General features: G+C 69.3%; 11 protein-coding genes. 8 read left to right on the forward strand and 3 right to left on the reverse strand.

From position 1 onward, the window contains the following. The first annotated feature begins 71 nt into the window (after window positions 1-71). From metH to AC068A_RS05710, 4 genes are all read left to right on the forward strand, one after another. The gene (gene metH, locus AC068A_RS05695) at window positions 72-3,608 is read left to right on the forward strand and encodes a methionine synthase (protein WP_478581162.1); all 3,537 of its coding nucleotides are present in this window, start codon (window positions 72-74) and stop codon (window positions 3,606-3,608) included. Window positions 3,609-3,721: 113 nt separating this feature from the next. Continuing rightward, window positions 3,722-4,423, forward strand: coding sequence for an HAD family hydrolase (locus AC068A_RS05700; protein ID WP_478581165.1), 702 nt, complete (start codon window positions 3,722-3,724; stop codon window positions 4,421-4,423). A 483-nt stretch (window positions 4,424-4,906) separates the two neighbouring features. Next, window positions 4,907-6,511, forward strand: a complete 1,605-nt coding sequence (locus AC068A_RS05705) for an ABC transporter substrate-binding protein (protein ID WP_478581167.1) — start codon at window positions 4,907-4,909, stop codon at window positions 6,509-6,511. 74 nt (window positions 6,512-6,585) lie between these two features. Further along, the gene (locus AC068A_RS05710; RefSeq protein WP_478581169.1) at window positions 6,586-8,166 is read left to right on the forward strand and encodes an ABC transporter substrate-binding protein; all 1,581 of its coding nucleotides are present in this window, start codon (window positions 6,586-6,588) and stop codon (window positions 8,164-8,166) included. A 92-nt stretch (window positions 8,167-8,258) separates the two neighbouring features. Here AC068A_RS05710 and AC068A_RS05715 read toward each other — a convergent pair whose 3' ends face one another. Next, a complete protein-coding gene (locus AC068A_RS05715) occupies window positions 8,259-8,933 on the reverse strand; it encodes a response regulator transcription factor (protein WP_361095993.1) in 675 nt (224 codons plus the stop codon). A gap of 66 nt (window positions 8,934-8,999) precedes the next feature. Then, window positions 9,000-9,902 (reverse strand): RecB family exonuclease, encoded by a 903-nt coding sequence (locus AC068A_RS05720; protein WP_478581173.1) that lies wholly within the window; start codon window positions 9,900-9,902, stop codon window positions 9,000-9,002. A gap of 279 nt (window positions 9,903-10,181) precedes the next feature. Here AC068A_RS05720 and AC068A_RS05725 point away from each other — a divergent pair, with 279 nt between their 5' ends. The 3 genes from AC068A_RS05725 to AC068A_RS05735 all read left to right on the forward strand — a co-directional run bounded on the left by AC068A_RS05725 (window position 10,182) and on the right by AC068A_RS05735 (window position 13,054). Next, window positions 10,182-11,315, forward strand: a complete 1,134-nt coding sequence (locus tag AC068A_RS05725; protein WP_478581488.1) for a site-2 protease family protein — start codon at window positions 10,182-10,184, stop codon at window positions 11,313-11,315. Window positions 11,316-11,333: 18 nt separating this feature from the next. Beyond that, window positions 11,334-12,245 carry a tRNA (adenine-N1)-methyltransferase gene (locus AC068A_RS05730; RefSeq protein ID WP_385422372.1) on the forward strand — a complete coding sequence of 304 codons (912 nt, stop codon included), beginning with the start codon at window positions 11,334-11,336 and terminating at the stop codon, window positions 12,243-12,245. Window positions 12,246-12,445: 200 nt separating this feature from the next. Then, the gene (locus AC068A_RS05735) at window positions 12,446-13,054 is read left to right on the forward strand and encodes a hypothetical protein (protein ID WP_478581176.1); all 609 of its coding nucleotides are present in this window, start codon (window positions 12,446-12,448) and stop codon (window positions 13,052-13,054) included. A gap of 4 nt (window positions 13,055-13,058) precedes the next feature. On the opposite strand, the gene AC068A_RS05740 is transcribed toward AC068A_RS05735, so the two are convergent. Continuing rightward, the gene (locus tag AC068A_RS05740) at window positions 13,059-13,388 is read right to left on the reverse strand and encodes a ferredoxin (protein WP_478581179.1); all 330 of its coding nucleotides are present in this window, start codon (window positions 13,386-13,388) and stop codon (window positions 13,059-13,061) included. A 266-nt stretch (window positions 13,389-13,654) separates the two neighbouring features. On the opposite strand from AC068A_RS05740, the gene arc reads away from it, so the two are divergent. Further along, entirely contained in the window at window positions 13,655-15,421 is a 1,767-nt protein-coding gene (arc, locus tag AC068A_RS05745; RefSeq protein WP_385684543.1) for a proteasome ATPase, read from the forward strand. The last annotated feature ends 1 nt before the right edge of the window (window position 15,422 follow it).

Here is a 15,422-nt window from a genome sequence, read left to right on the forward strand (position 1 = left end):
ACCCTGACCGCGTGCACCCTTGACACAGCAAGGGTGCAAAGCCGACAGCCGTCGCATCCCAGGGAGCTCACATGGCCTCGTTGCCGAACCCGCCCGCCGACACCCAGACCCGGGCCGATGCCCTCCGAGAGGCGCTCGCGAGCCGCGTGGTCGTCGCCGACGGGGCCATGGGAACGATGCTCCAGGCGCAGGAACCCACCCTCGAGGACTTCCAGCAGCTGGAGGGCTGCAACGAGGTCCTGAACGTGACCCGCCCCGACATCGTGCGCACCGTGCACGAGGCCTACTTCGCGGCCGGCGTGGACTGCGTGGAGACCAACACCTTCGGCGCGAACTTCACCGCACTGGGCGAGTACGACATCCCCGAACGGAACTTCGAGCTGTCCGAGGCCGGCGCCCGGATCGCCCGCGAGGCCGCCGACGCCTTCACCGCCTCCACCGGACAGCAGCGCTGGGTCCTGGGCTCCATGGGTCCGGGCACGAAGCTGCCGACCCTCGGCCACATCCCGTACACCACGATCCGGGACGCCTATCAGGTCAACGCGGAGGGCCTGCTGGCGGGCGGGGCGGACGCCCTGCTGGTGGAGACCACCCAGGACCTGCTCCAGACGAAGGCCTCCGTCATCGGCGCCCGCCGTGCCATGGAGGCGCTGCGGGTGTCGGTTCCGCTGATCTGCTCGGTGACGGTGGAGACGACCGGGACGATGCTGCTGGGGTCGGAGATCGGTGCGGCGCTGACCTCGCTGGAGCCGCTGGGCATCGACATGATCGGCCTGAACTGCGCCACCGGCCCCGCCGAGATGAGCGAGCACCTGCGCTACCTGGCCCGCAACGCCCGCATCCCGCTCTCCTGCATGCCGAACGCGGGCCTGCCGGTGCTGACGAAGGAGGGCGCGCACTACCCGCTGACCGCCTCCGAGCTGGCGGACGCGCAGGAGACGTTCGTGCGCGAGTACGGGCTGTCGCTGGTCGGCGGGTGCTGCGGCACGACCCCGGAGCACCTGCGGCAGGTCGTGGAGCGGGTGCGCGGGCTGGCCCCGGTCGTCCGCGAGCCCCGCCCCGAGCCGGGCGCGTCCTCGCTGTACCAGACGGTGCCGTTCCGGCAGGACACCTCGTACATGGCGATCGGCGAGCGGACGAACGCCAACGGGTCGAAGAAGTTCCGCGAGGCGATGCTGGACGGCCGCTGGGACGACTGCGTGGAGATGGCCCGCGACCAGATCCGCGAGGGCGCGCACATGCTGGACCTGTGCGTGGACTACGTCGGCCGGGACGGCGTGGCGGACATGGAGGAGCTGGCGGGCCGGTTCGCGACCGCTTCGACCCTGCCGATCGTGCTGGACTCGACCGAGGTCGACGTCATCCAGGCCGGGCTGGAGAAGCTGGGCGGCCGCGCGGTCATCAACTCCGTCAACTACGAGGACGGTGACGGGCCCGAGTCGCGGTTCGCGAAGGTCACCCGGCTGGCCCGGGAGCACGGCGCGGCCCTGATCGCGCTCACGATCGACGAGGAGGGGCAGGCCCGCACCGTCGAGCACAAGGTCGCCGTCGCCGAACGCCTGATCGGCGACCTGACGCAGAACTGGGGGATCAGCGAGTCCGACATCCTCATCGACGCCCTGACGTTCACGATCTGCACCGGTCAGGAGGAGTCCCGGGGGGACGGCATCGCGACGATCGAGGCGATCCGCGAGCTGAAGAAGCGGCACCCGGCGGTGCAGACCACGCTCGGCCTGTCGAACATCTCCTTCGGCCTCAACCCGGCCGCCCGCATCCTGCTGAACTCGGTCTTCCTCGACGAGTGCGTCAAGGCCGGCCTGGACTCGGCGATCGTGCACGCCTCCAAGATCCTGCCGATCGCCCGGTTCGACGAGGAGCAGGTCGCCACCGCCCTCGACCTGATCTACGACCGCCGCAGCGAGGGCTACGACCCCCTCCAGAAGCTGATGCAGCTCTTCGAGGGCGCCACCGCGAAGTCGCTGAAGGCCGGCAAGGCCGAGGAGCTGGCCGCGCTGCCGCTGGAGGAGCGGCTCCAGCGGCGGATCATCGACGGCGAGAAGAACGGCCTGGAGAGCGACCTCGACGAGGCCCTGGAGACCCGCCCGGCCCTGGACATCGTCAACGACACCCTCCTCGAAGGCATGAAGGTGGTCGGCGAGCTGTTCGGGTCCGGGCAGATGCAGCTGCCGTTCGTGCTGCAGTCCGCCGAGGTGATGAAGACGGCGGTGGCCTACCTGGAGCCGCACATGGAGAAGTCGGACGCGGAGGGCAAGGGCACCATCGTGCTGGCCACCGTCCGCGGCGACGTCCACGACATCGGCAAGAACCTCGTCGACATCATCCTGTCGAACAACGGCTACAACGTGGTCAACATCGGCATCAAGCAGCCGGTCTCCGCGATCGTCGAGGCCGCCCAGGAGCACAAGGCCGACGTCATCGGCATGTCCGGGCTGCTGGTGAAGTCGACCGTGATCATGAAGGAGAACCTGGAGGAGCTCAACCAGCGCAAGCTGGCCGCCGCCTACCCCGTCATCCTCGGCGGCGCCGCCCTCACCCGCGCCTACGTCGAGCAGGACCTCCACGAGATCTACGACGGCGAGGTCCGCTACGCCCGCGACGCCTTCGAGGGCCTGCGCCTGATGGACGCCCTCATCGCCGTCAAGCGCGGCGTCCCCGGCGCCGCCCTGCCCGAACTCAAGCAGCGCCGCGTCGCCAAGCGCACGGGGACATCAGCGGCTGACGCCGCGGGCCCCCTGCTCCAGGTGGAGGAGGCCGAGGAGCCCGGCGGCCGCTCCGACGTCGCGGTCGACAACCCGGTGCCCGCCCCGCCGTTCTGGGGCACCCGCGTCGTCAAGGGCATCCCGCTGAAGGACTACGCCTCCTGGCTCGACGAGGGCGCCCTGTTCAAGGGCCAGTGGGGGCTCAAGCAGTCCCGCGCCGGCGGCCCCGGCTACGAGGAACTCGTCGAGACCGAGGGCCGGCCCCGCCTGCGCGGCCTGCTGGAGAAGCTGCACACCGAGAACCTGCTGGAGGCGGCCGTCGTCTACGGCTACTTCCCCTGCGTCTCCAAGGGCGACGACCTGATCCTCCTCGACGAGCAGGGCAACGAGCGGACCCGGTTCACCTTCCCCCGCCAGCGCCGCGGCCGCCGCCTGTGCCTGGCGGACTTCTTCCGCCCGGAGGAGTCCGGCGAGACCGACGTCGTCGGCCTCCAGGTCGTCACCGTCGGCTCGAGGATCGGCGAGGCCACCGCCAGGCTGTTCGAGTCGGACTCCTACCGCGAGTACCTCGAGCTGCACGGCCTGTCCGTCCAGCTCGCCGAGGCCCTCGCCGAGTACTGGCACGCCCGGGTCCGGGCCGAACTCGGCTTCGCCGGCGAGGACCCCGCCGGCGTCGAGGACATGTTCGCCCTCAAGTACCGCGGCGCCCGCTTCTCCCTCGGCTACGGCGCCTGCCCCGACCTCGAGGACCGCGCCAAGATCGCCGACCTGCTCCGGCCCGAGCGGATCGGCGTCCACCTCTCCGAGGAGTTCCAGCTCCACCCGGAGCAGTCCACCGACGCGATCGTCATCCACCACCCCGAAGCGAAGTATTTCAACGCACGCTGAGCCAGATCGACGTACACTGGTCGGTCCCATACAGGCCGGTCGCCTGTTCCCCGGGGGTACACCCCCGCGGGAAGAGGTGACCGGCCTTCTCGTCCCCTCCGAGAGGTGTGCGCATGACCAGCACCGTTCCCGTTTCCATCGCCCGCACGGCCGACGGCTCGGCCCTGCAGGCGGTGCTGCTCGACATGGACGGGACGCTGGTCGACACCGAGGGCTTCTGGTGGGACGCCGAGGTGGACGTCTTCGCGGAGCTGGGCCACCGGCTGGAGGAGTCCTGGCGGGAGGTCGTGGTCGGCGGGCCGATGAGCCGGAGCCTGGGCTTCCTGATCGAGGCCACCGGCGTGGACATCGACCTCGCCGAACTGAGCGTGCTGCTCAACGAGCGCTTCGAGGCCCGGATCGCCGAGCGCGTGCCGCTCATGCCGGGCGCCGAGCGGCTGCTGTCCGAGCTGGCCCGGCACAACGTGCCCACGGCCCTGGTCTCCGCCTCCCACCGGCGGGTCATCGACCGGATCCTGCGCTCCCTGGGCCCCGAGTGCTTCGCCATGACCGTGGCCGGCGACGAGGTGCCGCGCACCAAGCCGCACCCGGACCCCTACCTGCTGGCCGCCCGCACCCTCGGCGCCCACCCCTCGCGCTGCGCCGTCATCGAGGACACCGCCACCGGCGTCGCCGCCGCCGAGGCCGCCGGCTGCCGCGTCGTCGCCGTCCCCTCCGTGGGCCTCATCGCCCCCGCCCCCGGGCGCACGGTCGTCCGCTCCCTGGAGGACGTGGACCTCGCCTTCCTCCGGGCCCTCATCACCCCCATGAACTGACCGCACACGCTCCGTCCCGAAGGGGTCCGGACCCGGCGCCACCGGTCCCGGGGAAAGGAACTTCCGTTCGATGGCCGGGCGGCCGGAATTCCATCCTTTCCGTGGCGCCCGGGCCGGGTGACCTTCGTCACCCGAAACGCCCCCGACCGACCTGTCCCAGGGCTCGGCAAGCTTCCCTTGTGTCCGGATTGATGATCCCCTGCCCCCATCTGGGATGCCCCCGTCATTGACAGGCAGTCCGCTCCCATCACCGTGCGATTACACCCCAAGTCCTGCCAGTTCAAGCCATCCCCTCATAGGCCACTAATGTCGACGCGGGCACTCCGCCGCACCGCAGCAGTCCAGGACGCATACCCCTGTGTCGGGACTGTGTGGACCGATCGTCACAAAACCGGCCCGATCGTTCCGCCCTGAACGGGCGAACGTCGCGAAGTGCCCTTTACGCCGCTTTGAACAAGTGCCGGTCAAGGGAGTACTTCCAGCATGAACCGCAAGACCCTGGTGCTGACGGCCGCGGCCGGACTGCTCACCCCCGCGCTCGCCGCCTGCGGCAGCGCGACGGGGCAAGGAGCAGGAACCGGAGCGATCGTCGTCGGCACCACCGACCGGTACGAGGCGGCGGACTACGCCCCCGCACCGTTCGACCCGGCGTACGCCTACGACGCCGGCGCCTGGAACGTCCTGCGGCAGACCGTCCAGACCCTGATGCACACCCCCCGCGGCGGCGGCCAGCCCGTCCCCGAGGCGGCCTCCGACTGCCGCTTCACCGACACCGGCAACGAGAGCTACCGCTGCACCCTGCGGCCCGGCCTGAAGTTCGCCGGCGGCGAGCCGCTCACCGCCAAGGACGTCAAGTTCTCCATCGACCGCGTCCGCGCCATCAACGCCGAGAACGGCCCCTCCTCGCTGCTGTCCACCATCGACACCGTCGAGGTCAAGAGCGCCGACACCGTCGTCTTCCACCTGAAGACCCCGGACGCGACCTTCCCGTACAAGCTCGCCACGCCCGCCGCCGGCATCGTCAGCGAGAAGAACTACGACGCCAAGAAGCTCCGCGGGGGCTTCGCCGTCGACGGCTCCGGCCCCTACACGATGAAGGCCGAGGTCAAGGGCGACCACCTCGTCCGCGCCGTGTTCACCAAGAACCCGAACTACAAGGGCGACCTGAAGCTGCAGAACGACAAGGTCGAACTGCGCACCTTCACCGACTCCGCGGACATGGGCAAGGCACTCACCGACGGGCGCATCCACATGGTCTCGCGCACCCTGTCGCCCGCCCAGATCGCCGAGTTCACCGCCAGCCCGCCCAAGGGCGTCAAGCTGACCCAGATGCCCGGCCTGGAGATCCGCTACATCGGCTTCAACACCGAGGCCCCGGCCGTCAAGGACAAGGCCGTGCGCCAGGCCCTCGCGGCCGCCGTCGACCGCAACGCCGTCATCTCCAAGGTGTACGGCAAGTCCGCCCAGCCGCTGTACTCGCTGGTCCCCTCCTCCGTCGCAGGCCACGTCAACTCGTTCCGCAACAAGTACGGCGAGGCCAACACCGCCAAGGCCGCCGCCCTGCTGAAGGACGCCGGCATCAAGACCCCGGTCAAGCTGACGCTGAACTACACCAGGGACCACTACGGCGACGGCACGGCCGTCGAGTTCGAGACCCTGAAGAACCAGCTGAACGCCACCCAGCTGTTCGACATCACCGTCCAGGGCTCCGACTGGACCGAATTCCGCCCCGCGCAGAAGAAGGGCGACTACGCCGCCTACGGGCTCGGCTGGTTCCCCGACTACGCGGACCCCGACAACTTCCTCGCTCCCTTCCTGGAGGAGGACAACTTCCTGGGCACGCCGTACGCCAACAGCACGGTGCGCACCAAGCTCATCCCCGAGTCCCGCAAGGCCGCCGACCGCAACGTCGCCGGCCCCGCGATCGCGGAGATGCAGGACATCGTCGCCGAGGACGTGCCCGTCCTGCCCCTGTGGCAGGGCAAGCAGTACGTCGCCGCACGCGACGGGATCACCGGAGTGGAGTGGTCGGTCAACGCCATCTCCGACCTCCAGCTGTGGGAGCTCGGCCGCGGTGTCAGCGGCTGAGACGAGCAGTAACCGGCGGCGGGTGTCGCAGGCCGGCCCAACGATTCAGCAAGACTGTGAAGGACGTTCGTGCGATGAGACGTAACCAGTGGTTGGCAGCCCCGCTCGGCGCAGCCACCGCCGCCGCGCTGCTCAGCGGTTGCGGTTCGACCGATGGCCCCGCCGCCGAGGGCGGCAAGGGCGTGGTCATGGGCATATCCGACAAGGTGAAGTCCACCGACCCCGCCTCCGGTTACGACCCGGGCTCCTGGCTGCTCTTCAACAACGTCTTCCAGTCGCTGCTGAGCTTCCCCAAGGGCGGCACCACCCCGGAGCCCGACGCGGCCCAGGCCTGCAACTTCGAGGGCGGCGACAGCAAGGTGTACAAGTGCACCCTGCGCGCCGGCCTGAAGTTCAGCAACGGCCACCCGCTCACCTCGAAGGACGTGAAGTTCTCCTTCGAGCGCACGCTGAAGATCAACGACCCGAACGGCCCCGCCGTCATGCTGTCGTCGATCGCCGGCATCGACACCCCCGACGAAAAGACCGTCGTCTTCCGCCTCAAGACCTCCGACGCGACCTTCCCCAGCAAGATCGCCTCGGGTGCGGGCTCCATCGTCGACAGCAGCGAGTACCCGGCCGACAAGCTCCGCACCGACAACAAGGCCATCGGCTCCGGCGTCTACAAGCTGGACTCCATGAACGAGAAGAGCGCCAACTTCTCCGTCAACGAGTCCTACACCGGCAAGGCCAAGGCGAAGAACACCGGCGTCACCCTCAAGTTCTTCAACCACGACCAGGCCGCCCTGAAGAAGGTCCTGGAGAGCGGCGACGTCGACTTCGCCTTCCGCGGCCTCGCCGCCAAGGACATCGCCAGCCTGTCCTCCACCAAGACCGGCAACAACAACGTCGAGGTCGTCCAGGGCACCGGCGCCGAGGTCCAGCACCTCGTCTTCAACATGAAGGACGAAGTCGCCGGCAAGCTCCCCGTCCGCAAGGCCATCGCCTACCTCGTGGACCGCGAAGCGCTCGTCAAGGACGTCTACGAAGGCACCGCCACCTCGCTGTACTCCGTCATCCCGGCCGGCATCGGCTCGCACACCACCGCCTTCTTCGACCGCTACGGCGGCAGCCCGCAGCCGAAGAAGGCCGAGGCCGTCCTGCGCGCGGCCGGCATCAAGGACAAGGTGAAGATCACCCTGTACTCGACGCCCGCCCGCTACGGTCCGGCCACGGACCAGGAGATGCAGCTCATCGCCAAGCAGCTCAACGACAGCGGCCTGTTCGACGCCGACGTCAAGTCCGTCGAGTTCGAGCAGTACGAGAAGGACATCGACGCCGGCAAGTACGGCGTGTACGTCCGCGGCTGGGTCCCCGACTACCCGGACGCCGACAACTTCACGCAGCCGTTCTTCGGACCGGACAACGTCCTGCGCAACAACTACGACAACAAGGAGATCACCGGGACGATCATCCCGGCGACCGCCTCCAAGGCCGACCGCACCGCGGCCACGCCCGACTACACCCGCCTCCAGGACATCGTCGCCGACGAGCTCCCGCTCCTGCCGCTGTGGCAGAGCAAGCAGTACGCGGTGACCCGCCAGAACGTCACCGGCCTGCAGTGGTCGCTGGACGCCTCCACCGTCTTCCGCTTCTGGGAGATCGCCAAGGGCTGACAGCCCCACGGACACGAACCGGCCCGTGCCACCTCCCACCGGAGGCGGCACGGGCCGGTTCCGTTTCACACCCGGGCGCGCGGCGCCGCAGGCTACTGCGCGGCACCCGGCCGGACCAGGCCGCTCTCATACGCGTACACCGCCGCCTGCACCCGGTCGCGCAGCCCCAGCTTCGTCAGCACATGCCCCACATGGGTCTTCACCGTGGTCTCGCTGACGAACAGGTCCGCCGCGATCTCCGCGTTCGACAACCCCCGCGCCACCAGCTTCAGCACCTCGACCTCACGCTCCGTCAGCGAACCCAGCGTGTCCGGAACCCGCTCCTCACCCGACGGCAGGTGCTCCGCGTACTTGTCCAGCAGCCGCCGCGTGATACTCGGCGCGAGCATCGCCTCGCCACCCGCCACCACCCGGATCGCCTGCACCAGCTCATGGGCCGGCGCATCCTTCAACAGGAAGCCGCTCGCCCCCGCACGCAACGCCTGCACCACGTACTCGTCCAGATCGAACGTGGTCAGCACCAGCACCTTCGCCGGACCGTCCCGACCAGGCCCGGTGATCTGCCGGGTCGCCTCCACCCCGTCCATCCGCGGCATCCGGATGTCCATCAGCACCACGTCCGGCTGAAGCGCCCGCACCTGCTCCAGCGCCTGCACACCGTCCCCGGCCTCCCCGACCACCGCCAAGTCCTGTTCAGCCTCCAGGATCATCCGGAAACCGGTGCGCAGCAACGGCTGGTCGTCGACCAGGAGGACGCGGATCGCCACGGGGGACACCTCAGATTCGTCAGGCCACTTCGCTGGGACGCCACCCATTCTGCCCTGATCGGATGATCAGGATTCCGCCGGACGCGCCCCGCCGGCCCCCGCCTCCCGCACGATCGCCAACGGATACACCGGGGGAGTCCCCCCGAACTCCGGACACACCGCCCGGTGATCGCACCAGCCGCACAGCTTCGTCGGCCGCGGCCGCCAGTCACCCGTCGCGGTCGCCTCCTTGATCGCCTCCCACAGCGCCAGCAGCTTGCGCTCCACCCGCTCCAGGTCCGCCACCACCGGGTCGTACGTCAACACGTCCCCACTGCCCAGGTACACCAACTGCAGCCGCCGCGGCACCACCCGCTTCAGCCGCCACACCACCAGCGCGTAGAACTTCATCTGGAACAGCGCACCCTCGGCGTACTCCGGCCGCGGAGCCTTGCCCGTCTTGTAGTCGACGATCCGCACCTCACCCGTCGGCGCCACATCCACCCGGTCGATGATCCCGCGCAGCCGCAGCCCCGACTCCAGCTCCGCCTCCACGAAGAACTCCCGCTCCACCGGCTCCAGCCGCGTCGGATCCTCCAACGTGAACCACCGCTCCACCAGCGCCTCGGCCTCCGACAGCCAGCGCGCCAGCCCCGCCCCGCCGTCCCCCGCCGGAAACAGCTCCGACAGCTCCGGCCTCGCCTCCAGCAGCCGGTCCCACTGCCCCGGAACCAGCGCCCTGGCCCGCGGCGCCGTCCGCTCCTGCGCCGGATGATCGAACAGTCGCTCCAGCACCGCATGCACCAGCGTCCCCCGCGTCGCCGCCGCACTCGGCTTCTCCGGCAGCCTGTCGATCACCCGGAACCGGTACAGCAGCGGACACTGCATGAAATCGCTCGCCCGCGAGGGCGACAGCGAAACGGGTACCACCGCGCCCGGTGCCGCATCGGCATCCGCGGCGCCGGAAAGGGAACCGGTGCTCGTCGTCATGCACAAAACCCTACGACCCGCCACGGACAGCCACGCGCATACCATCGACGCCGGGCCCCCTCGCACTGCATGATCGGAGCATCACACCGCGCCACCGCGCCACCGCGACAGCCCCGGCAGCACCCGCCGGGCGGCCCGTGAACCACACCCCGTGCACCACACGGGGAACACCACCGGCACACCCCGCCGGACAGCACCGAACGAAGGACAGCAGTGGCAGACACCGACGAAACCGGCGAGCGCCCGGGCAAGCGCTCCGGACCGGGCGGCGGACTCCTCATGGGCCGCCCCTTCGGCGTGCCCGTCTACGTCTCGCCCAGCTGGTTCCTCGTCGCCGCCCTCATCACCTGGGTCTTCGGCGACCAGCTCGACCGCGTCCTGCCCGAACTCGGCCCCGCCCGCTACCTCGTCTCCCTCTTCTTCGCCGTCGCCTTCTACGCCTCCGTCCTCGTCCACGAGCTCGCCCACACCGTCGCAGCCCTCCGCTTCCGGCTCCCCGTACGGCGCATCCAGCTCCAGTTCTTCGGCGGCGTCTCCGAGATCGAAAAGGAAACCGAGACCCCCGGCCGCGAATTCGTCCTCGCCTTCGTCGGCCCCCTCCTCTCCCTCCTCCTCGCCGGCGCCTTCTACCTCGGCATGAACGCCGTCGACCCCGGCACCGTCCCCGGCGTCCTCCTCGCCGGCCTCATGATCTCCAACCTGCTCGTCGCCGCCTTCAACCTCCTGCCCGGCCTCCCCCTCGACGGCGGCCGCATGCTCCGCGCCGTCATCTGGGGCATCACCGGCAAACCCATGACCGGCACCATCGCCGCCGCCTGGGCCGGCCGCGGCCTCGCCATCGCCGTCCTCCTCGGCCTCCCGATGATCACCCACACCGGGCTCCTCGGCACCCCCGGCGACGAGATCGGCGGCATGAGCACCGTCATGGACGCCCTCCTCGCCGCCATCCTCGCCGCCATCATCTGGACCGGCGCCGGCAACAGCCTGCGCATGGCCCGCCTACGCGAACACCTCCCCGAACTCCGCGCCCGCACCCTCACCCGCCGCGCCGTCCCCGTCGAGAACACCACCCCCCTCTCCGAAGCCCTGCGCCGCGCCAACGCCTACGGCGCCCGCGCCATCGTCATCGTCGACGGCCACGGCGAACCCACCGCCATCGTCCGGGAGAGCGCCATCGCCTCCGTCCCCGAACACCGCCGCCCCTGGATCCCCGTCAGCACACTCGCCCAGGACCTCACCGACGGCATGACGGTTCCCGCCGAGCTCACCGGCAGCGAACTCCTCGACCACCTCCGCACCACCCCCGCCACCGAATACCTCGTCCTCGAAACCAGCGGCCAGATCTACGGCGTCCTGTCCACCCTCGACGTCGAGAAAGCCTTCGTGAAGGCCATGGCGCGGCCCCGCTCCTGAAGCCAATACACTGGTCACATGTCCGAACCGACCGGTGCCGCCCGCCGTCGCGGGCCCTTCAAGGTCGGGGACCAGGTCCAGCTCACCGACCCCAAGGGACGCCACTACACGTTCACGCTCGAAGCAGGGAAGAACTTCCACACCCACAAGGGTTCCTTCCCCCACGACGAGCTGATCGGCGCTCCCGAGGGCAGTGTTGTCCGTACCACGGGAAACGTCGCGTACCTCGCGCTGCGCCCCCTGCTCCCCGACTACGTCCTGTCCATGCCCCGCGGCGCCGCCGTGGTCTACCCCAAGGACGCAGGCCAGATCCTGGCCTTCGCCGACATCTTCCCCGGGGCGCGCGTCGTGGAGGCCGGGGTGGGCTCCGGCTCCCTCAGCAGCTTCCTGCTGCGCGCCATCGGCGACCAGGGCATGCTCCACAGCTACGAGCGCCGCGCGGACTTCGCCCAGATCGCCCAGGAGAACGTCGAGCGCTACTTCGGTGGCCCCCACCCCGCATGGCAGCTGACCGTCGGCGACCTCCAGGACAACCTGTCCGACACCGACGTCGACCGCGTCATCCTCGACATGCTCGCCCCCTGGGAGTGCCTGGAGGCCGTCTCCAAGGCCCTGGTCCCCGGCGGCATCCTGTGCTGCTACGTGGCCACCACCACCCAGCTGTCCAAGACCGTCGAGTCCATTCGCGAGATCGGCTGCTTCGCCGAACCCCAGCCCTGGGAATCGATGATCCGCAACTGGCACGTCGAGGGCCTCGCCGTCCGACCCGACCACCGGATGATCGGACACACCGGCTTCCTCGTCACCGCCCGCCGCCTCGCGGACGGCGTCGAACCCCCGATGCGCCGCCGCCGCCCCGCCAAGGGCGCGTACGGCGAGGACTACGAAGGCCCCGGAAGCCAGTCCGGCGGCTCCGGCGACCGCGGCTGACCACCAGCCCCGCCGGCACCCAACACACAGGCGCTGCCGTGCAGTTCCCCCGCCACCCGCGGGAACTGCACCGCAGCGCCTTCACGTTGCCCGGGCACACCGCCCGAAGACCCGCGGACCCACCCGTTCCACCCCCGCGTGAGGTATGGCACGATGCTGGCTCGCCGCCACCGCCACCGCCCGCACAGGAGACCCCCCGCGTGCCGCACCGCACCGCCGCGCCGGCCCCCGCCCTGGAAAACCCGGCCCACAGCAGCACCAGGCCCCTCCACTGGCTCGCCACGGCCTGCGCCATGGCCGCCGTCATCGCCGGAGCGGGACTCCTCCAGCCCGAAGCCACCGCCGCCGGACCCAACCCCCCCGAACCCGCCCCCGGACCCGCAAGCACCCCCCAGGCCACCGCCCCGGACCCGGCCGCCGCCACCTGGCCGCTCGACTGCAAAGGCGCCCCCGTCGCCATCACCGCCACCGCCCGCGGCGACCTCGACGGCGACCGACGACCCGAAACCGTCGCAGCCGTCCGCTGCGACGCCGGATCCGGCACCCCGCCCCACGCCATCTACGTACTCACCCAGGACACCGCGCAGGGCGCCCGACCCCGCGTCGTCGCCACCCTCCTCGACACCGCACGCCGACAGACCGCCACCGACCTCACGATCCGTGACGGCACCGTCACCGCACAGCTCCTCGGCTACTCCTCGCCCGAAGTCCCCCGCTACAGCCCCGACGTCAGGCAACTCGCCAAGTGGCGCTGGACCGGCGGAAAATTCCGCCAAGAGCTGACGGAACCGACCGCCAGGAGTGTTTGAACCGTCACTCCGCGTCCGGGCCGAACACCTCGACCCCGTCCGAAACCCGCCTCACATGGATGCAGTCGCCCGGACAGTCCTTCACCGAATCCACCACATCCTGAAGCAGCGGCAACGGAACCGGAGTGCTCGCCCCCGCCTCCACCAGCAACTCGTCCTCAGGGCTCTTCACGTACGCCAGACCATCGATGTCCAGCTCGAACACCTCCGGCGCGTACTGCACACAGATCCCGTCACCGGTGCACAGGTCCTGGTCGATCCAGACCTCCAGCGGCTCCCCGGCCCGCCCGGCGCCGTCGGCGCCCCCGCCGGTCGTCTCCTGCTGCACGGTCATATCCCCTGCCGTTCCCTGCCCTCAATGATCCGTTTCCCGCCACATGCCGGCGGCAAGTCGCGCCCAGGCTGGCGGGTGTTGAACTCCTCGACCTTACAACCGGCTGCTTTCCGATGTTGAAGGGTGGGTATTCCCCTGGCGTGAGGGAGTACGCAAGGGTGAAGATCGGACACACCTCTACCGTCTTTGTGATCTAGGGGTTTCAATCACCACCAGCCCAGGTAGGGTCAGGAAGCGTCCAGCTCCCCTTGGAGGAGGTGAGGACCGTGGCAGCCCACGACGACGACATCAACCGCGGCATCCGGCCGGGGCGCGGGTCTGAGGACCCCGCCGGCCAGGTTGCCTATCTCGAGCAGGAAATCGCCGTCCTGCGACGTAAGCTCGCCGACTCTCCGCGACACACGAGGATTCTCGAGGAGCGGATCGTCGAGCTCCAGACAAACCTGGCCGGCGTCTCCGCACAAAACGAACGACTGGCAAATACCCTCCGCGAAGCACGCGACCAGATCGTCGCACTCAAGGAGGAAGTCGACCGGCTCGCCCAGCCGCCGGCCGGATTCGGTGTCTTCCTCCAGGCGAACGAGGACGGCACCGTCGACATCTTCACCGGCGGCCGCAAGCTCCGCGTGAACGTCAGCCCCAGCGTCGACCCGGACGAGCTCCGGCGCGGCCAGGAGGTCATGCTCAACGAGGCCCTCAACGTGGTCGAGGCCATGGAATTCGAGCGGGCCGGGGACATCGTCACCCTCAAGGAGATCCTCGAGGACGGCGAGCGCGCCCTGGTCATCGGGCACACCGACGAGGAAAGGGTGGTCAGGCTCGCCGAGCCGCTGCTGGACGCCACCATCCGCCCCGGCGACGCCCTCCTGCTCGAACCCCGCTCCGGCTACGTCTACGAAGTCGTCCCCAAGAGCGAAGTCGAGGAACTCGTCCTCGAAGAGGTCCCGGACATCGACTACGACAAGATCGGCGGCCTGGGCGACCAGATCGAGCTGATCCGCGACGCAGTCGAGCTCCCCTACCTCTACCCGGACCTGTTCAAGGAACACGAACTGCGGCCCCCCAAGGGCATCCTGCTCTACGGCCCGCCCGGCTGCGGCAAGACACTCATCGCCAAAGCCGTCGCCAACTCCCTTGCCAAGAAGGTCGCCGAGGTCACCGGCCAGCCCGCCGGGAAGTCCTACTTCCTGAACATCAAGGGCCCCGAACTCCTCAACAAGTACGTCGGCGAAACCGAGCGCCACATCCGCCTCGTCTTCCAGCGCGCCCGGGAGAAGGCCGGCGAGGGCACCCCCGTCATCGTCTTCTTCGACGAGATGGAATCCCTCTTCCGCACCCGCGGATCCGGAGTCAGCTCCGACGTCGAGAACACCATCGTCCCGCAGCTCCTCGCCGAGATCGACGGCGTGGAAGGCCTCGAAAACGTCATCGTCATCGGCGCCTCCAACCGCGAAGACATGATCGACCCGGCCATCCTGCGCCCCGGCCGCCTCGACGTGAAGATCAAGATCGAGCGCCCCGACGCCGAAGCCGCCAGGGACATCTTCGCCAAGTACCTCAAGGCCTCCCTGCCACTGCACGCCGACGACCTCGCCGAACACCAGGGCTCGCCCGACGTCGCCGTCCACAGCATGATCCAAACCGTCGTCGAGCAGATGTACGCCGAAACCGAGGAGAACCGCTTCCTCGAGGTCACGTACGCCAACGGCGACAAGGAAGTCCTCTACTTCAAGGACTTCAACTCCGGCGCGATGATCCAGAACATCGTCGACCGCGCCAAGAAGATGGCCATCAAGGCCTTCCTCGAACACAACCAGAAGGGCCTCAGGGTCTCCCACCTCCTCCAAGCCTGCGTGGACGAGTTCAAGGAGAACGAGGACCTGCCCAACACCACCAACCCCGACGACTGGGCCCGCATCTCCGGAAAGAAGGGCGAACGGATCGTCTTCATCCGCACCCTCGTCACCGGAAAGCAGGGCGCAGACACCGGACGCTCCATCGACACGGTGGCAAACACCGGCCAGTACCTCTGAT

The organism is Streptomyces sp. NPDC043854 (assembly GCF_056436005.1).